Origin of the sequence: Streptomyces sp. CB09001 (assembly GCF_003369795.1) — a bacterium.
Classification (GTDB): Bacteria; Actinomycetota; Actinomycetes; order Streptomycetales; family Streptomycetaceae; genus Streptomyces.
Window position 1 is genome coordinate 6103305 of the sequence record NZ_CP026730.1, and the last position, 19694, is coordinate 6122998.

Annotated in this window: 16 protein-coding genes and 1 pseudogene; 9 read left to right on the forward strand and 8 right to left on the reverse strand. The window is 72.3% G+C overall.

Features of this window, described 5'->3' with window-relative positions; translation table 11 throughout:
• Positions 1-9: 9 nt before the first annotated feature.
• Together C4J65_RS28325 and C4J65_RS28330 are read right to left on the reverse strand one after the other, a co-directional pair.
• On the reverse strand, positions 10-609 hold the full coding sequence (locus C4J65_RS28325) for a histidine phosphatase family protein (protein ID WP_115744945.1): 600 nt from the start codon (positions 607-609) through the stop codon (positions 10-12).
• A gap of 27 nt (positions 610-636) precedes the next feature.
• Positions 637-1845, reverse strand: coding sequence for a pyridoxal phosphate-dependent aminotransferase (locus tag C4J65_RS28330; RefSeq protein ID WP_115744946.1), 1209 nt, complete (start codon positions 1843-1845; stop codon positions 637-639).
• Between the two features lie 87 nt (positions 1846-1932).
• Here C4J65_RS28330 and C4J65_RS28335 point away from each other — a divergent pair.
• Positions 1933-2588: pseudogene (locus C4J65_RS28335) on the forward strand (helix-turn-helix domain-containing protein).
• 42 nt (positions 2589-2630) lie between these two features.
• Here C4J65_RS28335 and C4J65_RS28340 read toward each other — a convergent pair.
• The 3 genes from C4J65_RS28340 to C4J65_RS28350 all read right to left on the reverse strand — a co-directional run bounded on the left by C4J65_RS28340 (position 2631) and on the right by C4J65_RS28350 (position 6309).
• Positions 2631-3446 (reverse strand): hypothetical protein, encoded by an 816-nt coding sequence (locus tag C4J65_RS28340; RefSeq protein WP_115744947.1) that lies wholly within the window; start codon positions 3444-3446, stop codon positions 2631-2633.
• Positions 3446-4720 carry a VWA domain-containing protein gene (locus C4J65_RS28345; RefSeq protein WP_115744948.1) on the reverse strand — a complete coding sequence of 425 codons (1275 nt, stop codon included), beginning with the start codon at positions 4718-4720 and terminating at the stop codon, positions 3446-3448. Before C4J65_RS28345 ends, C4J65_RS28340 begins: the two co-directional genes overlap by 1 nt.
• A 62-nt stretch (positions 4721-4782) precedes the next feature.
• Positions 4783-6309, reverse strand: coding sequence for an IucA/IucC family siderophore biosynthesis protein (locus tag C4J65_RS28350; RefSeq protein WP_115744949.1), 1527 nt, complete (start codon positions 6307-6309; stop codon positions 4783-4785).
• A gap of 128 nt (positions 6310-6437) precedes the next feature.
• Here C4J65_RS28350 and C4J65_RS28355 point away from each other — a divergent pair, with 128 nt between their 5' ends.
• Together C4J65_RS28355 and C4J65_RS28360 are read left to right on the forward strand one after the other, a co-directional pair.
• Positions 6438-7991: an IucA/IucC family protein gene (locus C4J65_RS28355; protein WP_115744950.1), complete on the forward strand. Its 1554-nt coding sequence runs from the start codon at positions 6438-6440 to the stop codon at positions 7989-7991.
• A 66-nt stretch (positions 7992-8057) separates the two neighbouring features.
• Positions 8058-8684, forward strand: a complete 627-nt coding sequence (locus tag C4J65_RS28360) for a TOPRIM nucleotidyl transferase/hydrolase domain-containing protein (protein WP_115746668.1) — start codon at positions 8058-8060, stop codon at positions 8682-8684.
• Positions 8685-8708: 24 nt separating this feature from the next.
• On the opposite strand, the gene C4J65_RS28365 is transcribed toward C4J65_RS28360, so the two are convergent.
• On the reverse strand, positions 8709-9332 hold the full coding sequence (locus C4J65_RS28365; protein WP_115744951.1) for an NAD(P)-binding domain-containing protein: 624 nt from the start codon (positions 9330-9332) through the stop codon (positions 8709-8711).
• 165 nt (positions 9333-9497) lie between these two features.
• On the opposite strand from C4J65_RS28365, the gene C4J65_RS28370 reads away from it, so the two are divergent.
• Positions 9498-10109, forward strand: coding sequence for a TetR/AcrR family transcriptional regulator (locus C4J65_RS28370; RefSeq protein ID WP_115744952.1), 612 nt, complete (start codon positions 9498-9500; stop codon positions 10107-10109).
• Between the two features lie 38 nt (positions 10110-10147).
• Here C4J65_RS28370 and C4J65_RS28375 read toward each other — a convergent pair whose 3' ends face one another.
• The gene (locus tag C4J65_RS28375) at positions 10148-11059 is read right to left on the reverse strand and encodes a LysR family transcriptional regulator (protein WP_115744953.1); all 912 of its coding nucleotides are present in this window, start codon (positions 11057-11059) and stop codon (positions 10148-10150) included.
• A 148-nt stretch (positions 11060-11207) separates the two neighbouring features.
• Here C4J65_RS28375 and C4J65_RS28380 point away from each other — a divergent pair, with 148 nt between their 5' ends.
• The 5 genes from C4J65_RS28380 to C4J65_RS28400 all read left to right on the forward strand — a co-directional run bounded on the left by C4J65_RS28380 (position 11208) and on the right by C4J65_RS28400 (position 19161).
• On the forward strand, positions 11208-11681 hold the full coding sequence (locus C4J65_RS28380; RefSeq protein ID WP_115746669.1) for a tetratricopeptide repeat protein: 474 nt from the start codon (positions 11208-11210) through the stop codon (positions 11679-11681).
• A 554-nt stretch (positions 11682-12235) separates the two neighbouring features.
• Entirely contained in the window at positions 12236-13393 is a 1158-nt protein-coding gene (locus tag C4J65_RS28385) for an ATP-grasp domain-containing protein (protein WP_346265886.1), read from the forward strand.
• 83 nt (positions 13394-13476) lie between these two features.
• Positions 13477-16242 (forward strand): non-ribosomal peptide synthetase, encoded by a 2766-nt coding sequence (locus C4J65_RS28390; RefSeq protein WP_115744955.1) that lies wholly within the window; start codon positions 13477-13479, stop codon positions 16240-16242.
• Between the two features lie 35 nt (positions 16243-16277).
• Positions 16278-17246 carry an NAD(P)-dependent oxidoreductase gene (locus C4J65_RS28395; RefSeq protein WP_115746670.1) on the forward strand — a complete coding sequence of 323 codons (969 nt, stop codon included), beginning with the start codon at positions 16278-16280 and terminating at the stop codon, positions 17244-17246.
• A complete protein-coding gene (locus tag C4J65_RS28400) occupies positions 17230-19161 on the forward strand; it encodes an aminotransferase class I/II-fold pyridoxal phosphate-dependent enzyme (RefSeq protein WP_115744956.1) in 1932 nt (643 codons plus the stop codon). Before C4J65_RS28395 ends, C4J65_RS28400 begins: the two co-directional genes overlap by 17 nt.
• Positions 19162-19201: 40 nt before the next feature.
• Here C4J65_RS28400 and C4J65_RS28405 read toward each other — a convergent pair whose 3' ends face one another.
• Positions 19202-19627, reverse strand: a complete 426-nt coding sequence (locus tag C4J65_RS28405; RefSeq protein WP_115744957.1) for a hypothetical protein — start codon at positions 19625-19627, stop codon at positions 19202-19204.
• Positions 19628-19694: the final 67 nt, after the last annotated feature.

Here is a 19694-nt window from a genome sequence, read left to right on the forward strand (position 1 = left end):
CTTCGAAGACTACGACGGAGGTCTGACATTCCAGGCGGCGATCACCGGCCGCCCGTGCTCCGTGCCCAGCCGGCACAACGTCCCCGTGCCCAGCTGGAACAGCGCCCCGTGCGAGGGCGGAAGGCCCAGGTGCCGGGCGGTCAGCACCCGCAGGAAGTGCCCGTGCGCCACCAGCACCACGCACCCCTCGGTGTTGGCGAACGCGGCCTCCACCGTGGCGAGCACCCGGTCGGCCCGCTCGCCCACCTGCTCGGGCGTCTCCCCGGGGCGGTCCGGCGGCCCGGGCGCGACCCCGTCCGTGAACAGGAACCAGTCCGGTCGGCTCCGGTGGATCTCGACGGTCGTGATCCCCTCGTAGCCGCCGTAGTCCCACTCGTGCAGGTCCGGCTCGATCCGCACCTCGTGCAGCCCGATCAGCTCGGCCGTCTCCCGGGCCCGCTGGAAAGGGCTGACGAAGGCGGCCCCGATCCGGTGCGACCGGATCAACGGCACCAGGCTCCGCGCCTGCTCCCGTCCCTTCTCGGTCAGCGGGACGTCCGTCAGCCCGGTGTGCCGCCCGGACCGCGACCACTCGGTCTCACCGTGCCGGACCAGAAAAAGATCACCCATGCCCCCAGGCTACGGCGGGGGACGCCGCTACTGCCGGTACCCGCTCAGGAACCGCCCGATGCGCCCGATCGCCGCCTCCAGGTCCTCCGCGTGGGGCAGCGTCAGGATGCGGAAGTGGTCCGGGCTCGGCCAGTTGAAGCCGGTGCCCTGGACGACCTGGATCTTCTCGCGGAGCAGCAGGTCCAGGACGAAGCGCTCGTCGTCGTGGATCTTGTGGACGGCCGGGTCGATGCGCGGGAAAGCGTACAGCGCGCCCTTGGGCTTGACGCAGGAGACGCCGGGGATCTCGTTGAGCTTCTCCCAGGCCACGTCCCGCTGTTCGTGCAGCCGTCCGCCGCGAGCGGTCAGCTCGCGGATGGACTGGCGGCCGCCGAGCGCGGCCTGGATGGCGTACTGGGCGGGCGCGTTGGCGCACAGGCGCATGGAGGCCAGCATGGTCAGGCCCTCCAGGTAGTCCTTCGCGTGCTGCTTCGGCCCGGTCACCACCAGCCAGCCGGAGCGGAAGCCCGCCACCCGGTACGTCTTGGACAGGCCGCAGAAGGTCAGCACCACCAGGTCGGGGGCGAGGGACGCGGCCGAGTGGTGCACGGCGTCGTCGTACAGGATCTGGTCGTAGATCTCGTCGGCGAAGACCATCAGGCCGTGCCGGCGGGCGAGGTCGAGGATGCCCTCGACGATCTCCTTGGGGTAGACGGCGCCGGTGGGGTTGTTCGGGTTGATGATGACGACCGCCTTGGTGCGGTCGGTGATCTTCGACTCCATGTCGGCCAGGTCCGGGTACCACTCCGCCTGCTCGTCGCACAGGTAGTGGACCGCCCTGCCGCCCGCGAGGGTGGTCACCGCCGTCCAGAGGGGGAAGTCGGGGGCGGGGATCAGGACCTCGTCGCCGTCCTCCAGCAGGGCCTGTACGGCCATGGAGATCAGCTCGGAGACGCCGTTGCCCAGGAAGACGTCGTCCACGTCCACCTCCAGGCCGAGCGCCTGGTAGCGCTGGGCGACGGCGCGGCGGGCGGAGAGGATGCCGCGCGAGTCCGTGTAGCCGTGCGCCCGGGGCAGCATGCGGATCATGTCCTGCACGATCTCCTCCGGCGCCTCGAAGCCGAAGAGGGCCGGGTTGCCGGTGTTCAGGCGCAGGACGCTGTGGCCCGCCTCCTCCAGCGCGTTGGCCTGCTCGATGACCGGGCCGCGGATCTCGTAACAGACCTCGCTGAGCTTGTTCGACTGCCGGAACTCCATGCGCGGCTTCCCCTCCGGAATCTGGTGTTGCTTGGTTTTACCAAGTAGCAGCTTGGAAAGTCCAACAAGTTGTCTACACTGCGTCGCATGTCACCACGTCCTCGCCGTAGCTACGACCAGTACTGTTCCGCCGCCCGCGCGCTCGACGCCGTCGGCGACCGCTGGACCCTGCTGATCGTCCGGGAGTTGCTCGCCGGTCCGCGGCGCTACACCGACCTGCACGCCGACCTGCCCGGCGTCAGCACGGACGTACTCGCCTCGCGGCTCAAGGACATGGAGCGCGAGGGGCTGACGACCAGGCGCCGGCTGCCCCCGCCCGGCGCGGCGTACGTCTACGAACTCAGCGCGCGGGGACGCGGTCTGCTGCCCGTGCTGGAGGCGCTCGGCGCGTGGGGCGCGGGCGAGCTGGGGGAGCGGCGGCCCACGGACGCGGTGCGCGCGCACTGGTTCGCCCTGCCGCTGCTGCGGGCCCTGCGGGAGGCCGGCGCGGCGGAGGGGCTCGTGGAGATCCGGCTGGAGGAGGGGGACTTCCACCTGTACGCCGACGCCCGCGCGGAGGGGAGGACGGTCCCGTGTACGGCGAGGGGCCCGCACCGGGGGAGCCCGACGCCCGGCTCGTGCTGGACGCCGCGACGTGCGCGGCCCTCGGCCGCGGCGAGGTCGGTCTGCGGGACGCGGTGCGCGACGGCCGCGTCGCGGTGACCGGCGACGGCACGGCGGCCAAGGCGCTGCGGGAGGGCTGAGACGACAGAAGGCCCGCCACGGGCGGGCCTTCTGAGGGAAGGTCAGACGCCCGGCGGCACCCGGGACGGCCGCCCCGAGCCCCGGGTCAGCGCGTAGCCGCCGATGCCCGCGAGCGCGGCCAGCACGGCCCCGATCCCGCTCCACACCCAGCGGTCCGACCACCAGCCCGACGACCAGCCGTCCTCCGGCTCGATCGCGGACAGTACGGCGCTGCCCTCGCCGTCGTCGCCCTCGGAACCGTTGTCGGTGCCGGACGCCACCGCGATGCCCGGCACCAGCGGCTCCGCCAGCGAACCGTCCACCGCCGCGGCCCCGCCGATGTCCTTGGAGTCCGCCCGGACCTCGGCGGAGACCGGCACGCCGAGGTCGGAGGTGGGCACGTCCACCGCCGTGAGCCGGACGTAATAGGTGCCCGGCAGCGGGTCGTTGGCCCACGGCTCGGTCCAGGCGCGCACGGTGCGCAGCACGCAGGCCAGCTCGACGGAGGAGGTGCCCGCGTCCGCGGTGCGGGCCTGGGCGCCCCACTGGCAGGCCTGGCGGCGGCGCAGACCGTCGTACACGTCGACCCGCCAGGTCTGGGCGGCGTGCGTCTCGGGCAGCTTCACCGTGGCCTTCACGGTGGGCCGCTGCCCGGCGTCGGCCGGGAACGACCAGTACAGGTAGTCGCCCGCGGCCCCGTTCGCCGTGGCCGCCTGCCCCTGCTCGAACTCGGTCGCCGTACGGAAGGACGTGCCGGCCGTGGTCGGCGCGTCACCGTCCCCCGAAGGGCTCGGGGAGGGCGAGGAGTCGGCCGCCGCGGGAGCCGCGGCCAGGCCGAGCAGCAGCACGGCCGCGCTCAACGCTCGGGTGAATCGCATCAGTTGGTCCTCCAGATCGCGAACCGCCAGCGAGAGAGCCAGCCCCACAGCAGACCGGCGACGAAGCCGACCAGCACCAGCAGGCCGAGCAGCCACCAGCCGCGCCCGAGGCCGAAGGCGGCCACGTCGTCGGAGTCGCCCGGGCCGTCCACGACGTCGACGGTCAGCTCCAGCGGCAGACCGGGCGCGGTCTTCACGCCGGCGGCCACCGAGAAGGAGTTGGTGACCTGGAGGCACACGGCCTCGGCCGCCGCGGACGCCTCGTCGTCGTTGTCGCTCTCCGCCTTCGGGTACCGCAGCCCCGTCGAGAGCACGTCGGTACGGCCGTCGCCCGCCGCCTCACCGCGCACGATCTCCCGGCCGTGCACCGTCACCGCGCGCAGCAGCACCCCGTAGGACGGGTTCACGGCCCGGTCGGCGCCCACGCTCACCGAGGCGCGCAGCTCCTGGCCGGGCTCCACGTCCACCCGGTACCAGCGCTGCTGCCCGAACTCCTCGCGATCGGTGTACAGCCCGGACTTGAGCGTCGGCGCCTTCGCGCACGCGTCCGCGCCCTCGGTGGCCACCGGCGTCACCACCGGGTCGGCCGCCCGGTCCACCAACTGGTTGACCTTGTCGGTCAGCTCGTCGGTGTGCTCGACCGAGGTGTACGTGCCGCCGGTCGCCTCGGCGATGCAGCTGAGCTGCTGCCGCATCTTGGCGTTGGGGACCAGGCCCAGGGTGTCGATGGTCAGCCCGATGCCCTTGGCGGCGATCTCACGGGCCACCTCGCACGGGTCGAGCGGGGCGCAGGTGTCCTCGCCGTCGCTGATCAGCACGATCCGCTTGGAGCCGTCGCCGCCGTCGAGGTCGTCCGCCGCCTTGAGCAGCGCGGGCCCGATCGGCGTCCAGCCGGTCGGCGACAGGGTCGCCACCGCCGTCTTCGCCTCGGTGCGGTCCAGCGGGCCGACCGGGTAGAGCTGCGCGGTGTCCTTGCAGCCGGTCTTGCGGTCGTCGCCCGGGTAGTCCGCGCCGAGCGTCCGGATGCCCAGCTCCACCTCTTCCGGCGTCGCGTCGAGCACCTCGTTGAACGCCTGCTTCGCCGCCGCCATGCGCGTACCGCCGTCGATGTCCCGCGTCCGCATCGAACCGCTGACGTCGAGCACGAGGTCGACCTTCGGCGCGTCCTCACCCGTGGGTTCACCGGCGCTCGCCCCGGCCGGGAACGCCATCCCGGCCGCCAGCGCGGCGAGCAGGGCACAGGCACCCGCCGCCAGCCGTGTTCTTGTGATCATCGGCGGATCCTATTGATCAGTGGTGCCGCGCTCCAAAACGAGACCGCGCCGATGCCCGGGCTTCACCTCCACCGCAGCGGATTGGGCAGCTCCGTCCACAGATCGCCCGTACTCCCCGGCGAAGTCCGCATCGCGGTCAGCGCCTTGACCGGCAGCGGCCCCTCGCACAGGGCCACGACGTCGTCGCCGCCGGGCAGTTCGGGCACCGCCGCCTCCAGGGCCTTCCGCAGTGCCGGGCCCGAACCCGCCGTGGCCGCCAGCGCGCCTCCCACCAGCGAACCGAACAACTTCCGGCGCAGCGCGAGCGGTTCGTCGGTCAGCACCCGCGCGGGCAGGCCGTGGGCCGCGATGCCGTGCCGGGACAGCCGGGCCGGGGAGACGCGGATGTCGGCCAGGTCGCGGTAGACCAGGCGCAGCGGGTCGCCCGTCGCGGACAGCACGACCAGGAGGTTCTGCCCGTGCGCCTCGAGGGCCACGCCCAGTTCCAGGGCGCGCAGTCCGACGGTGAGCGCGAGACGGGCGAAGGCGGCGAGCCACGCGGGGGAGCGCGGCAGTTCGGTGGTCGCCAGCGCGGCCACCGGCACGACGTGCTCGCCCGTCGAGGCGTACGCCTCGGGCGCTTCGCGCAGTACGGCGGCCAGGTCGGGGGAGTGGGCGGTGGCCGCGCCCAGCGTGCGGGTCACGTGGAGCAGGCCGTCCAGGCGCGCCGCCAACCCCTCCCCGAACGACGACAGGTCGGCCGACGCGACGATCGAGGCGATCGAGATGTCCCGCACCGAGGACGTCAGCCGCGCGCTCAGCGCGGTCTTGACGTGCACCGAGCCGGGCACGGCGAGAGTCCGCAGGGACATCAGCGGATGCGCGGCGGGCCCGGCCCCGCAGGACTGCTTGAGCACGTGCGCGGCCTGCCACGGATGCACCGGCACCAGCAGTCGTGCCCCGTCCCGCCACTCCCCGGGCCACACCCCCGTCACCAGGCACTCCGCCACCGGGACCGGCACGAGCCCCAGCTCCACCACCGGCCCGTGTTCGGGCCCGTACGCGAGCTGCTCCGCCACCGAGAAGCCGGGCCGCGCACGGCAGCCGGGGTGGTACGGGTGCCCGTCGACCACCCGCCGCTCCCAGCCCCAGCCGCTGTCCGGCCACTCGTCCGGGTGATTCTCCGGCGCCCCCTCCCGCGCCGTCCGGGGCTGTGCCGCGCGCGACAGCGCCAAGGACGCCGCACTGTGCCCGAGTTCCGCCGCGAAGGAGGCCGACCCCGCTACGGAGAGGTCGGTCATCAGCCGCTCCGGATCGTCGTACGCGACCTGGTCCAGCCGTACGACCGGGACGTACGCGTCCGTGCGGTACGGGTCGGCGGCCGGACCGCTCAGCCGGCGGCCGTCCCGCAGGCGCAGGACGAGCCCGTCCCCGGACCGCTCCCGGCCCTCGACCCACGGCAGCGGTTCGAAGGCGAGGGCACGCCACAGCCGGGACAGCACGGCCGCACGGGCCCCTGGCCGCTCGGCCTCGAACCGGGCGACCAGACCGGGACGGACGGCCGCCAGCTCCTCGGCGACCTCGGCCGCCACGCTGGGGGGACGGTGCACGGGCAGGCTCCTCGGGGTGCGGCTACGGGTACGGGTACGACGTCACGGCGGAGGACCGGCAACGGTCATGACGAGAGACATACTGATCGTCTCCGACCTCTCCACCATGGACCGACCGTAGGGAACGAGTGGAACGCGTGGATCTCCTGCCCCCGCCCACCGGCGCCGACGCCCCCTTCCGGGACGGCGCCGCCGCCCGGGACGACGTCGCGCGCCGCGCCGACGCCCACGCGGCCGTACCGCTGCTGAACTGCCTGCTGCGCGAGGTGGCCGAACCCCTGCCGGGCCCCGGCGCCCGCCCCGTGTACCGGCTGCCCGGCGGCAGGCTGCTGCGGGTGCGGCCCGGCCGCCGCCCCGCCGAACCGGAGGTCCGCACGGCGGACGGCTGGCACCGGGTCGACCACGCCGAACTGGTGAAGCTCGTCGCCGAGGCCCTGCGCCGGCACACCGGGGTGCCCAACCACGAACTGCCCACCGAGATGACCGACAGCCGCGACGCGGTGGCCGCCCTGCTGACGGCACGCGCGCGTGCCACCCCGCCCGCCGACCCGTACCTCCGCTCCGAGCAGGCCCTGCTCACCGGCCACACCCACCACCCCGCCCCGAAGGCACGCGGCGGCGGCCCGCACACCGGATGGCTGCCGTACGCGCCCGAGGCACACGCCCGCTTCCCGCTGACGCTGCTCGCCGTGCGCGAGGACACCGTCGTCGACGAGGGCGACACCGCCGCGCTGGACGCCCTCGGCAAGGCCCCGCCCGGCTACCGCCTGCTGCCCGCCCACCCCTGGCAACTGGACCTGACGGCAGCGGCGCTCGCCCCCGCCTTCGCCGACGGCCGGCTCGTCCGGGTGGGCACGACCGGCTTCTTCGCCTGGCCGACGGCCGCGATCCGCACGGTGTACGCGCCCGAGTACCTCCCCGGACGGGACCTGTTCCTGAAGTTCAGCCTCGACGTGCGCGTCACCAACGACATCCGCCGCCTGTGGCGCCACGACCTGCTGAGACTGCGCCGCACCGACACGGCCGCCAGCGAGGCCTTCGCCTCCCTGGGACCTCCCGCCGCCTGGCTCGGCGACCGCGGCCACCGCACCGCGGACTTCGCCTTCGAGGAACTGGCCGTCGTCGTCCGCGACGGCCTGCGCGACCACCTGCTGCCCGGCGCGACCCCGCTTCTGGCCGCCGCGCTCGTGGAGGGCTTCCCCGGCAGCCCGCTCGCGGCCGCCACCGACCCGGCCCCCTGGTGGGAGGCGTATCTCGCCGCCGTCGTCCCGCCCGTCCTGACCGCCTTCGCCGAGGACGGCGTCGTCCTGGAGGCTCACCTGCAGAACACCCTGGTGGCCGTGGACGCGGCCGGCACCCCGGTGCAGGCCCTGTTCCGGGACGCGGAAGGCGTCAAACTGCTGCCGGACACCCCCCGGGCGGCCGGCTGGGAGCGCCTGGTCTACTGCCTGGTCGTCAACCACCTGTACGAGATCGCCGCCGCCCTCACCGAACACCACCCCGCCTTCGACCCCTGGCCCGCCGTCCGCCGCACCCTGGCCCGCCACGACCTCCCCGAAATCCCGGCCCTGCTCACCGCCCCCACCCTTCCCGCCAAGACCAACCTCCTGCTGCGCTGGACCGGCGCGGACGGCGCCGACGCCCGCTACCGCCCGCTGCCCAACCCGCTGCGCGGGGCCTGAGCGCCGGCCCGCCACGGGCCCGGAAATGCCGTGCCGTACCGCTCCCCGGTGGTGCACACTCACCGCATGGCGGACATGGACGCGTTCCGGGACGAGATCGCCCGCTGGGCGGCGGGCGGCGCCGGAGACACCGCGGGTGACCTGGCGGCCGACCTGGTCGGGGATCTCGGCCTGCGGACGGCGGTGCTGCTGGAGGGCCCCAGCGACCTCGCGGCCGTCGAGGCCCTGGCGGCCCGCGCGGACCGCGACCTGACCGCCGAAGGTGTGGCGGTGGTGTCGATGGGCGGCGCGATGAGCGTCGGCCGCTTCGCGGGGCTGCTCGGCCCGCCCGGCCTCGGCCTGCGCCTGACCGGCCTCTGCGACGCCCGGGAGGAGCCGTTCTACGTCCGCGGCTGGCAACGGGCCGGTGCCCCACGGGACTTCCACGTCTGCGTGGCCGACCTGGAGGACGAGCTGATCCGCGCGCTGGGCACGGAGCGGGTCGAGGAAGTCATACGGGCCGAGGACGAACTCCGGCCCTGGCAGACCTTCCTGGCCCAGCCCGCGCAGCACGGCCGCTCCCGGCAACAGCAGTTGCGCCGCTTCCTCAGCACCAGGAAGGGCCGCAAGATCCGCTACGGCAGCCTCCTGGTGGAGGCCCTCGACACCGGACGGCCACCGGCACCGCTCGCGGATCTCCTCGCGGGGCTGTGACCGCCGGTGTCGAGGGGGAGGGCCTCAGGCGGGAAGTCCGGTGATGCTCAGGGAGAAGTCCAGGTTCCCCACCCCGTGGTTGGCGAGGCCCACCGTGACCACGCCCGCTCCTTCCAGCCAGTGCGCCATCCTCAGGCCGCCGACGTCCAGCGGGCGCAGTCCGAGGCTCTCGACGAACGCCCCCACCGTCGCCTTGGCCCGCGCGTCGTCACCGGCGATGAAGACGTCGGGCCGGCCCTTCTCCAGGACGTGGCGGAAGACGGTGTTGAACGCCTTCACCACGCTGGCGCCGGCCGGGGCCACCTTGGCGACCTCCTGTGCGATCGAGGTCTCCTCGCCGTGGGCCAGCCCGTCGAAGGTGGAGTTGAAGGGGTTGCTGATGTCGACGACGACCTTGCCCGCGAGAGCGTCTCCGTACTGGGTGACGGCCGACACGACGCCGTCGTACAGCAGGGCGACGACGACGATGTCCCCGGCCGGGGCGGTGCCCCATTCCCCCGTCGTGGCGCCTTGTCCGAGGGTCTTGGCCAGGGCGGCGGCCTTGGCCCGGTCGCGGCCCATGACCTCGACGGTGTTGCCGCCCGCTATCGCCCGCGCGCCGATGGTGCGGGCCATGTTCCCGGTGCCGATGATGCTGATGCCGCTCATGAGTTGTCCTGTCCTGGTCGTGTGTTGTTCCGGGGTCAGGATGCCGACGCACGCACCTGGGGCACGGCGTTATGTACACAACCCTGAGTACTTACGGTACGGGGCATCCGGCCTGGACGCAAACTATGTACACCGGCCGTTATCTGGCTCGGGTACGATGGACTCATGACGGAGTTGGAGAAGGGCCCCACGGGCCGTCGCCGCGGCCGGGGCGCCCGCGAGCGCATCCTCGGCGCGTCCCGGCAGCTGTTCCGCGAGCAGGGCATCAACCGCACGGGCATGGACCAGCTCTGTGCGGCGGCCGAGGTGTCCAAGCGCACGGTGTACCAGCACTTCGCAGGCAAGGACGAACTCGTCGCCGAGTACCTGCGCCGGTTCGACCCCACCGTGCTGTCCAACGTGTTCGACCGCACCGACCTCACGCCCCGCGAACGACTCCTCGCCGCCTTCGACGTCCCCGCCAGCACCCCGCTGTGCCCCTACATCGCCGCGGCCGTCGAACTGCACGACCCCGAGCACCCCGCGTCCCAGTACGCACGCGAGTACAAGAAGGCCGTCGCCGGGCGGCTCGCCGACACCGCCCGCGAGGCCGGCGCCGCCGACCCCGAGCAGCTCGGCGAGCAGCTCGCGCTGCTCATCGACGGCGCCGCGGCGCGCACCCGGGTCCTCGACGCCGACGCCTTTCCCGCGGCCGCCGCCATCGCCGCGGTCCTCATCGACAACGCCCTCCCCGCGGCGGTCGGCGACGACCGGCGGCGGGAGGTGGTGTCCAGCTGACTCGGCACTCCGGCCGGGCGACTCGTCGGTCGGACCGCTCAGGCGTGCCGTGTGGCGGCGTCGCCGCCGAGCTGCCACATCTCGTAGTTCCCGCACTCCGCCGTGATCTCGGCCGTCGACCGGGCCGCAGCGACGAAGTCGTCCGCCACCGGCGAGGTGTGCGATGCCGCCACCGCGAGACACACCTGCTCGGGCACCAGATCCGGGATCGGCACGTAGACGACGTCCGGATGCGAGTAGAACACGCTCGCCGAACGGGCCAGGAAGGAGATGCCCCGGCCGGCCGCGACATGCTCGAGCGTCTCGTCCACCCCGCGCACCGGATACCCGGCATTGGGGAACGGGTGCCGGGTGGGCTGCATGCTCGCGTCACCGTGCCAGACCAGCGATTCGCCGACCAGGTCGGCCTCGGTGACCTCGGCCTTGCCGGCGAACCGGTGCCCGGCGGGCAGCACCGCCACCCGAGGCTCGGTGTACAGCGGGATGACGCGCAGGCCGGTCTCGTCGATGGGCAGCCGCACATAGCCGACGTCGATGCGGCCGTCGAGCAGCATCGCGGCCTGGTCGTCCCCTTCGATGCGCTGCACGTCCACGACCACGTCCGGGTGCCGTTCCTCGAACGCCCGCGCCGCCGGGGTGACCGCGACGCCGGCCCGGAAGCCGACCATCAGGCGCCGCTTGCCACCGGCGGCCGCGGACACCCGGCGGCGGACCGCTTCGGTCGATGCGAGGAGCGGACCTGCGTCGGTCAGCAGTTGCCGGCCCGCATCCGTCAGTGCCACGCCGTGGCGGTCCCTGGTGAACAGCGGGACGCCGAGATCCTGCTCGAGCGCGCGGATCTGCCGGCTCAGCACCGGCTGCGCGATATGCAGCTCTTCCGCGGCGCGGCCGAAATGAAGCAGGTCGGCCACGGCGACGAAGTAGCGCAGCTTGCGCAGATCCAGATCCATAGATCCCCCAGCCCGGTGATACCTCCAGGTTAGCCCGTGCAACCGGGACGGGCGGCCGGGGCGTTTATGGAGGTGCCGGGGCCACCATGGCCGAGACCAGGTGAGTGGCGCCGGCCGGACGGTGTGGAGCGAAGGAGGCGTGCCCGACGTGTCGTGGAGATGGGCGATCATCGGTGCGGTCGCGGGGGCCGGGGCCGCAATTGGTGCGGTGCGGGTGAACAGAGCGCTGAGCAGCCCCTTCGCCCGGGCGGAGAAGGAGCTGGACCAGCGAGACCGGGCGCTGCGCGAAGAGCATCCCGACACCGTGGCGCTCCGGCACCGAGCCCACCATCTGAGCGAGACCGGGGACCTCGGCGGCGCCGTGGAGGCCTCCGAGCAGCTGCTCGCCGACCGGGTGCGGGCGCTGGGTGCAGATCACCCTCAGGTCCTCATCACCCGGCACAACCTGGCCAACCTGCGCGGCAGGGCGGGGGACGCGGCCGGTGCCGCCGAGGCGTTCGAACGGCTGGTGCCCGACATGGAGCGGGTGCACGGAGCCGACTTCGTCTACACCGTCCTGTCCCGGCGGGCCGCCGTCCTCTGGCGGGAGGAAGCGGACGGCGGCAGCCGGGGCGCCGAGTGACGACGGCGGCGCCGCCGCCGGACGGGGTCGGGCGCCGGTCGGGTACGTGAGGAACCGGGTCCAGGCCGCCGGCGGCACGGCGGAGCGCCGCCCGCGCCGCCCGTACCGTTCGACATCCAGGACACCTCCCGCACGTACACCCACTTCCACTCGGGCCGACCCGCCCAACGGGCCCATGCTCACGGATGGTTACCACTACCGCCCACCCTCCGTACCCGTGCGCTGACCCCGCGTACCGGTCGCCGAGCAGGTGCCACCCATCCCACCTGCGATGCGTCACCCGACCCGGGTCGCTTGACGCCGTATTTTTCGGTTTTGCCCGGCATGGCGGAATTCATTGGGTCGAATGGGTTCGGCGCTTTTCTATCCGCGTTATTGGTCAAATTTTCCTATGACTCATGTCACAGTGCATGGGTAAATGGACGCACGTTCACGTGTCCACATCGCGGGATCCCTGTGAAAAGATGCCGAGTGCACGTCCTCGATCAAGGCGCAAACGATCATCCGATCCATTGACGGGTTTGAATCGAAAGCGGGGGGCGACAATGCCGAGAATGATCGTCATCGGGTATCGGGGCGATCTGGACCAGGCGTTACGGCGTCGTGGTCTCGATCCCTTCTATCTCGTGCAGGATCCCAACGGTGCGCCGGCCGACCGGCAGTCCTGCCGGGTTGCCGACTTCGAGAACGCTCAGGAGGTGCTGCGTGCAGTGCTCGCCCGGCGACTCGACGATGTCGTCGGTGCCCTGTCCGTCCACGAAATGGGAGTGTTCACCGCCGCTTTTCTGCGGCAGCAGCTGAATCTTCCGGGAAACGCGGACCCGCGCACCATTCTCTCTTTCCGCGACAAGTATCTCCAGAAGAGTGGTCTTCCGCCCGAGGTGCCGAGGGCGCGTTGCCTGCATGTGCCCACGGGGACCTCCTACCGGCGGCTCGCCGACGATCTGGGTGAGACCTTCGTGATCAAGCCGGCCGCCGGAGCCGGCGCCCAGCGCACGAGCGTCATCCATTCCGCGCAGGAGTACGAGGACGCCGTCGCGCTCTTCCCGGGAGCCTCGGACGTGGCGATCGCCGCCGAGTCGTTCGTCGCCGGGCCCGAGGTCTTCATCGACGGCATCTGGGAGCGCGGTGAACTCCGCTGGTCGTGCATGAGCCGCTACCACGAGGCGCCGGTCGACGCCGCGCGCGGCGGGACCATGGCCGCATGGGTGCTGGACAGAACACTCCACCCCGGGCTGTTCCGGCAGGCGGAGACCATCGCCCACCAGGTTCTGGGAAGTCTGCGCGCCCCCGACTGCGTATTCCATCTCGAGCTCTTCGAGGCAGACACGGCCCTGACGTTCGGAGAGTGCGCCGTCCGGATTCCCGGCGGGCTTTCCCCGCGCGCCAACGAATTGACCTACGGCGTCGACCTCTTCGATGCCGAGATCAGCCTGGCGCTCGGCGAGTCGCCCTCCCTGACGGGACGCGACGGACCGCCCGAGCGTTTCTACGGGTACGTCCTCCTGCGGCGCCCCGACAGCGGGCACCTGACCCAGGCGGATTTCGAGCATGCCTTCCAGCTCGACGAGATCCACTACGACTCGTCACCCGACGCACCGGTCGGCCCCTACGGCCTTATCGGCCATGCGATGGTGTCGGACCCGGACGAATCAAAACTGGAGAAGACGATTCACGAAATCGTCCGCTTCAACGTGACCGGCGGAGCGTAGCGGGAAGTTCCGCAACCCGAGGGAAGGCGTGGCGCACCCCTGCCCTGTATTCCCCTGCCTTCGAACCGGAGGTTTCTCTTCGCATGCCTGAAATTCCCACACCTGACCTACGTCCGGCCGCGACGCTCGTCGACCTGCTCGACCGCGCGGCGCTCGAAACATCCCGTGGCGTCACCTTCGCGGGTGACACGAGTGACACATTCCTTTCCTACGCGGAACTGCGCGAGTCCGCCGCCCGCATCGCACAGGGACTGCGCGACCACGGCACCGCCCCGGGCGACCGCGCCCTCGTCACGGCCACCGAACCCAGGAGTTTCCTTCCGGCGTTCTGGGGCTGCGTGCTGAGCGGCGTCGTTCCGTGCCCGGTCGCACCGGCGGCCGACCCGGCACGGTGGCACGCCCAGTCGGAGCATCTGCGCGCACTGCTCGGCGACCCGCTGGTGATCGACTCGAAGGCGGCTCCACGCGAACTGCCCGAGGTGGGGCTGAGGTCGGTGACCGTCGAGGAACTGGGCCGGTCGGTGGGCGGGACGCGGCCGCCGTACGCGAGCGCTCCGGACGACCTCGCCCTGCTGATGCTCACCTCCGGGTCCACCGGATCGAGCAAGGCAGTCCGGCTCACCCACGCCAACCTCCTCGCCGCGCAGGCCGGGAAGGCGGGAGCACTCGGACTCGGTCCCGCGGACACCTCCCTGAACTGGATCTCGGCCGACCACATCGCCGCCGTGGAGGCCCACCTGCTGCCCATGTTCAACGGAGCGAACCAGGTCACGACGGACCCGGCCACGGTCCTCTCCGACCCCTTGGAGTTCCTCCGGCTGATCCACGCCCACCGGGTGCGGGTGACCTTCACCCCCAACTTCCTGTTCGGGCAGTTGAATCAGGAGCTCGCCGGGCGGCCGCCCGTGGCCGACGCGTGGGACCTGTCGCAGGTCCGCCACATCATCTCCGGCGGCGAGGCCACCGTGACCGCCACCGTGCGCGGCTTCGTGGAGGCGCTCGCCCCGTACGGGCTGAGCGGCGACGTGGTCGTGCCCGCCTTCGGCATGACCGAGACCTGCGCGGGCAGCGTGTTCAACCGCGAGTTCGCCGCACGGGACCTGGGCGCGGAGTTCCCGCCGCTCGGCCACCCGGTGCGCGGACTGGAGATCCGCGTCGTCGGCGGAGACGGCACCGTGTTCTCCTCCACCCGGCAGCCCGGCCGCACCGACCCGGGCGAGGTGCAGTTGCGCGGACCGATGGTCACCGGCGGCTACTACGGCAACAAGGAGGCCACCGCCGAGGCGTTCACCGGGGACGGCTGGTTCCGCACCGGTGACCTCGGGCGCCTGGGCGCCGACGGCCGGTTGACCCTCGTCGGCCGCACCAAGGACTCCATCATCGTCAACGGCGTCAATTACTACAGCCACGACCTGGAGGCCGCGCTCGACACCCTGGAGGGCGTGCGGCCCGGACAGGTCGCCGCGTTCCCGGTCCGGCCCGAAGGCGCCGACTCCGAACAGCTCGCCGTCGCCTTCGTCCCGGCCGGGGCCGCGGCGGACGAGACGTCCCTGTACCGGACGCTCGTCGCGATCCGCAGCTCCACCGTCATGCACTGGGGATTCAGACCGCACCTGATCCTGCCCGTGGGCGAGTCGGACCTCCCCCGCAGCAACCTGAACAAGATCCTGCGGACGCGGCTGCGCGCCGCCGTCGAGGCCGGCGACCTGGACGCCGCGGCGCGAAGGGCGGACGGAGTGAGCACCCGGTTCCTGGGCGCTCACGTGGCTCCGCGGGGCGACGTCGAGACCAGGCTCGCCGACCTCTACGCCCGGGTACTGAAGGTCGAGCGGGTGCCCGCGACCACCAGCTTCTTCGACCTGGGCGGCACCTCTCTCGACGTACTCCGGCTCAAGCTGCGGATCCGGACGGCGTTCGGCATCGACGACGTACCGATGGCGACCCTGCTGCAGGCGCCCACCGTGCGAGCGCTCGCCCACCGGCTGACCACCGGCCGCGAGGCCGGGGGCAACGCCGCCTACGATCCGCTGGTACCCCTCCAGGTGACCGGGGACGGCACGCCGTTGTTCTGCGTGCACCCGGGCCTGGGCGAAGTGCTCGTCTTCGTGAACCTCGCCCAGTACTTCACCGGCGAGCGGCCCTTCCACGCGCTGCGCGCACGCGGATTCGGCAGCGGCGAGACGCCCTTCGCCTCGTTCGACGAGATGGTCACCACGTACGTCGCCGCGATCCGGCGGACCCAGCGCAACGGGCCCTACGCGGTCGCCGGTTACTCCTACGGCGGCGCCGTGGCCTTCGAGATCGCCAAACGCCTGGAGGCCGAGGGCGACGAGGTGAAGTTCGTCGGCGTCTTCAACCTGCCCCCGTCGATCTCCGGCCGGATGAACGAGATCACCTTCACCGACGGCGCCCTCAACCTCGCCCTCTTCCTCGAACTGGTCGAACCCGCCCGGGTCCCGGACCTCACCGCGGCACTGCGCCCCCTGCCGGAGGCGGACCAGCTGGCGTACCTCGTCGAGCACGCCCCCGAGCGCCGGCTGACCGAACTCGACCTCACCCTCGAACGGTTCACCGCCTGGGTCCATCTGGCGCAGGGCATGGTGCACCTGGGCCGCAGCTACGAACCGTCCGGTTCGGTCGAGCGGGTCGACGTCTTCTACTGCACCCCGCTGAAGGGCACGAAGCAGGACTGGCTCGACCAACAGCTGCGGCACTGGGACCGGTTCACCCGCCGGCCCAACACGTACACCGAGGTCGACGGGGAGCACTACACCCTCATGAGCCCACGGCACGTACAGACCTTCCAGGCGACCCTGCGGCGCGAGCTGGCCCGCGCCCTCGAGCGATGAGGGCGACGCAGACGATGAACGGGGAGCGAATGAGCGTGCACGGCAAGAGGATCCTCGTCACCGGCGGCACCGGGCAGGTCGCGCGGCCGGTCGCGGAGGCACTCGCCCGCGACAACGAGGTGTGGTGCCTGGGCCGCTTCGGTGACCCCGCGGCCCGCCAGGCGCTCGAGGCCGCGGGCGCCCGCACCGTCGTCTGGGACATGGGCGACGGCGCACTGCCCGACCTGCCCCGGGACTTCACCCACGTCCTGCACTCCGCGGTGCACCGCGGCGACGGCCGGGACTTCGAGCGGACCGCCCGCGTCAACACCGTGGGCACGGCGCGGCTGATGACGCACTGCGCGGGCGCGGAGGGCTTCCTCTACGTGTCGTCGGGTGTCGTCTACCACCGGGACGAGCCGACCCACCGCTACCGGGAGGACGACCCGCTCGGCGGTGCGGTGCCCTGGCTGCCCACCTATCCCGTGGCCAAGCTCTCGGCCGAGGGCGTCGTCCGCGGCCTGTCCGAAGCGCTCGGACTGCCGTCGGTGATCGCCCGGCTCAACATCGCCTACGGCCCGTACGGCCACGGCGGAGTCCCCATGATCCTCTTCCGGCGGATGCACGAGGGAAAACCGGCCCCCGTGCCGCACCGGGGCCAGAACTACTGCAACCTCCTGCACACCGACGACGTCGTCCGTCAGGTGCCGCTGCTGTGGCAGGTGGCGCAGACCCCCGCACGGGTCGTGAACTGGGGCGGAGACGAGGAGGTCGGCGTCACCGACCTCCTGGAGTACATGTCCGCCCTCACCGGAGTACCACTGCGGCTGGAGCGCAGCGACTACAGCCGGGAGACGGCGGTCTTCGACCACGAGGTCCGGCGAGGCCTGATCGGTGACTGCACCGTGGGGTGGAAGTCCGGAATCGCCCGCACGCTGGGCGAGCTGTTCGAGGAGTACCACGACCGCGTCCACGCGTACCGGGAGACGGCCCCGGAAGGGGGACGGCATGCGCAGAGCCACTGACACGGCCGAGCTGCGGCGGGTGCTGTGCGCGGCTCTTGGATCCCCCGGCCCGGTGTGCTCCCCGGCCCGACTGGGCCTGGACGCCGACGGGCTTACCGACCCCGACGTCATGCACCGCCCCACCCTGGTGGCCGGCGCCGCGTGGTTCGGCCCGACGAGCCCCGCTCCCACCGCGCACGAGATCGACACGCTCGTCCGCCGGGCCCGGGACCTGGCGGCAGAGCAGATCCTGGTACCCGGTGTGCGCCGGTCGGACGACACGCGAGCGCTCGGCGCGGCGGGCTTCGTCCCGGTCGCGGCGGCCTCCGAGTGCGTGACCCGGCTGGGCGGCGACGTGGACGAGCTGCTGCGAGGCCGCCTCGGCGCCGGGCACATCGCCGACCTGCGCCGAAGCAGCCACGCCGTCTCCGAGGAGCTGACCTGGGAACGGATCCCGCTGGCCGGACTCGACGAGGTGCCGTGGCCACCCGACGCCGCCTTGACGGGCCCGCACGGCGCTCTCCTCGACCCGGCGGCCCTGAAGGCCCTGGCGCAGGGCCCGTTGGCGGTCCGCGCCGAACTGCTCGTACGGCGCCGCGGGGACGTGGTCCAGGCGGGGCTCCTCCTGGGCTCCCACAGCGGCCGGGGCACGTACTGTCTCGCCCTGGTCGCCGACCGCGACGACCCCGCCGCCCGCCACGACCTCCACGCGGCCTTCCTGTACCGGCTGTACACCGACGCGCGCAGCGCCGGTCTCGACTGGGTCCACCTCGGCCGCGGCGAGCCCCGCCACCTCCGGGCCCTGGGCGCCGACCTCTTCGTCCCGCTCGACCACTGGCTGCGTGCCCCGGGCCTCACGGCACCCGGACAGGCACACACGCAGGCCGAGCCGACCCGGTTCGCGACACCGCCCGTCACCACCGTCGCGGTACCCGGACCGGCCCGCTTCCGGCACCGGCCGAGGTTCGACCTCGTCGATCTGTCGAGCAACACCAATCCCTTCCTCGGCCCGGACGGCCGCTATCCCGATCTCGACACGGCGGATCTCGCCCGCATGTACCTCACCACCGTGGGCGACCTGCCCGGCCAGGACGGCATGGGCGCTCTGACGGAGGACCACCTGCTCTTCTCCAGTGGGGCGGTGGACGCCGTCAGCCTGCTGCTGACGGCACTGGCGTCGCCGGGCGACCGGGTCTGCGTGACACCCCCCACCTTCGAGCTCTACGCCCACTTCGCCCGGGTCCAGGGGCTGTCGGTCACGGAAGTCCCCCTCGGCGGTGCCGACTTCACCCGGCTCGACGTGGACCGCATTCTCGCCGTCGGCCCCCGCGTCACGTTCCTGTGCGACCCCAACAACCCCGTGGGCACCCGGCCCGACCCCGGGCAGGTCCGCGAACTCGTCGCCGGGGCCGAGGGGCTGGTGGTGATCGACGAGGCCTACGTCGAGTTCAGTGACCGGCCCTCCCACGCCGGTCTGGTCGCCGAGCACGACAACCTCGTCGTACTGCGCACCCTGTCGAAGGCGTGGGGGCTCGCCGGAGCCCGCTGCGGTGTGGCGCTCGCCCGTCCCGGCATCGTCGAGGCGCTGCGCCGGGTACAGGTGCCCTTCGGATTCACCGACGCGTCGCAGCGCGCCGTGCGGGAACGGCTCGTGGACACGGACCGCGTGCGCGACAGCGTCGCCCGCATCCTGGCCGAGCGGGACCGAATGGCCGCGCTGCTGGCCCAAGAACCCGCGGTGGAGCGGGTGTTCCCGTCCCAGGCCAACTTCCTGCTGGTCCGGCTGCACGAACACGAACGCGTCATGGAACGCCTGCGGTCCGCGGGCATCCTCGTCGCGGACGTCGGGAGCCTGGTCCCCGGCACGTGCCGCGTCTCCGTCGGCGAGCGGTCCGCGAACGAGGCGTTCCTCGACACCCTGACCTCCGTCCGGTGAGACCGGGGCCGGCGCCGGCCCGACCACGCCGGCCCCTTCCTCAGCCGTGCGCCCCTTCCCCGCCACCCGTCGTCTCGACGGTCAGAAAGGAAAGGGGCTCGTCGCCGATGTTCTTCAGATCGTGCAGGTGACACTGCCCCTCATCGAAAGTGAAGTACTGGGTGCGGCCGCGCTCGAAGGAGATCTCCCGGCTGGTCCCGTCGCTTTCGTGCTGCCGTGCCGTGCCCCCGGTCAGGGCTATCCAGAAGTAGTCCCGCGCGTGGCGATGGACGGGAAGGCGCTCACCGGGCTCGAGTCGGGTCTGCCAGATGCGCAGTTCAGGGGTGTCGTGGAGCAGTGTCCGACCGCACTGGTCGCGATCCGTGTTCGTGTCGAATTCCTTGTGGAGCGGCGGACTCCAGCGATCGAACGCCTCGGCCACGACAGTGTTCACCAGTGAGAGAGCTGCGGCGGAATCAGTACCCATGAACCGAATCCTTTCGATGGTGGCGCCCTTGGCACAGGCCGCCTCAGGCTACTGGAGGGCGCCCCGG

What these genes read in the sequence shown, in the direction of transcription:
- C4J65_RS28325 (WP_115744945.1), bottom strand. Translation starts at nt 609, where the DNA reads ATGGGTGATCTTTTTCTGGTCCGGCACGGTGAGACCGAGTGGTCGCGG.
- C4J65_RS28330 (WP_115744946.1), bottom strand. Translation starts at nt 1,845, where the DNA reads ATGGAGTTCCGGCAGTCGAACAAGCTCAGCGAGGTCTGTTACGAGATC.
- C4J65_RS28340 (WP_115744947.1), bottom strand. Translation starts at nt 3,446, where the DNA reads ATGCGATTCACCCGAGCGTTGAGCGCGGCCGTGCTGCTGCTCGGCCTG.
- C4J65_RS28345 (WP_115744948.1), bottom strand. Translation starts at nt 4,720, where the DNA reads ATGATCACAAGAACACGGCTGGCGGCGGGTGCCTGTGCCCTGCTCGCC.
- C4J65_RS28360 (WP_115746668.1), top strand. Translation starts at nt 8,058, where the DNA reads ATGGCGGACATGGACGCGTTCCGGGACGAGATCGCCCGCTGGGCGGCG.
- C4J65_RS28365 (WP_115744951.1), bottom strand. Translation starts at nt 9,332, where the DNA reads ATGAGCGGCATCAGCATCATCGGCACCGGGAACATGGCCCGCACCATC.
- C4J65_RS28370 (WP_115744952.1), top strand. Translation starts at nt 9,498, where the DNA reads ATGACGGAGTTGGAGAAGGGCCCCACGGGCCGTCGCCGCGGCCGGGGC.
- C4J65_RS28375 (WP_115744953.1), bottom strand. Translation starts at nt 11,059, where the DNA reads ATGGATCTGGATCTGCGCAAGCTGCGCTACTTCGTCGCCGTGGCCGAC.
- C4J65_RS28385 (WP_346265886.1), top strand. Translation starts at nt 12,236, where the DNA reads ATGATCGTCATCGGGTATCGGGGCGATCTGGACCAGGCGTTACGGCGT.
- C4J65_RS28390 (WP_115744955.1), top strand. Translation starts at nt 13,477, where the DNA reads ATGCCTGAAATTCCCACACCTGACCTACGTCCGGCCGCGACGCTCGTC.
- C4J65_RS28400 (WP_115744956.1), top strand. Translation starts at nt 17,230, where the DNA reads ATGCGCAGAGCCACTGACACGGCCGAGCTGCGGCGGGTGCTGTGCGCG.
- C4J65_RS28405 (WP_115744957.1), bottom strand. Translation starts at nt 19,627, where the DNA reads ATGGGTACTGATTCCGCCGCAGCTCTCTCACTGGTGAACACTGTCGTG.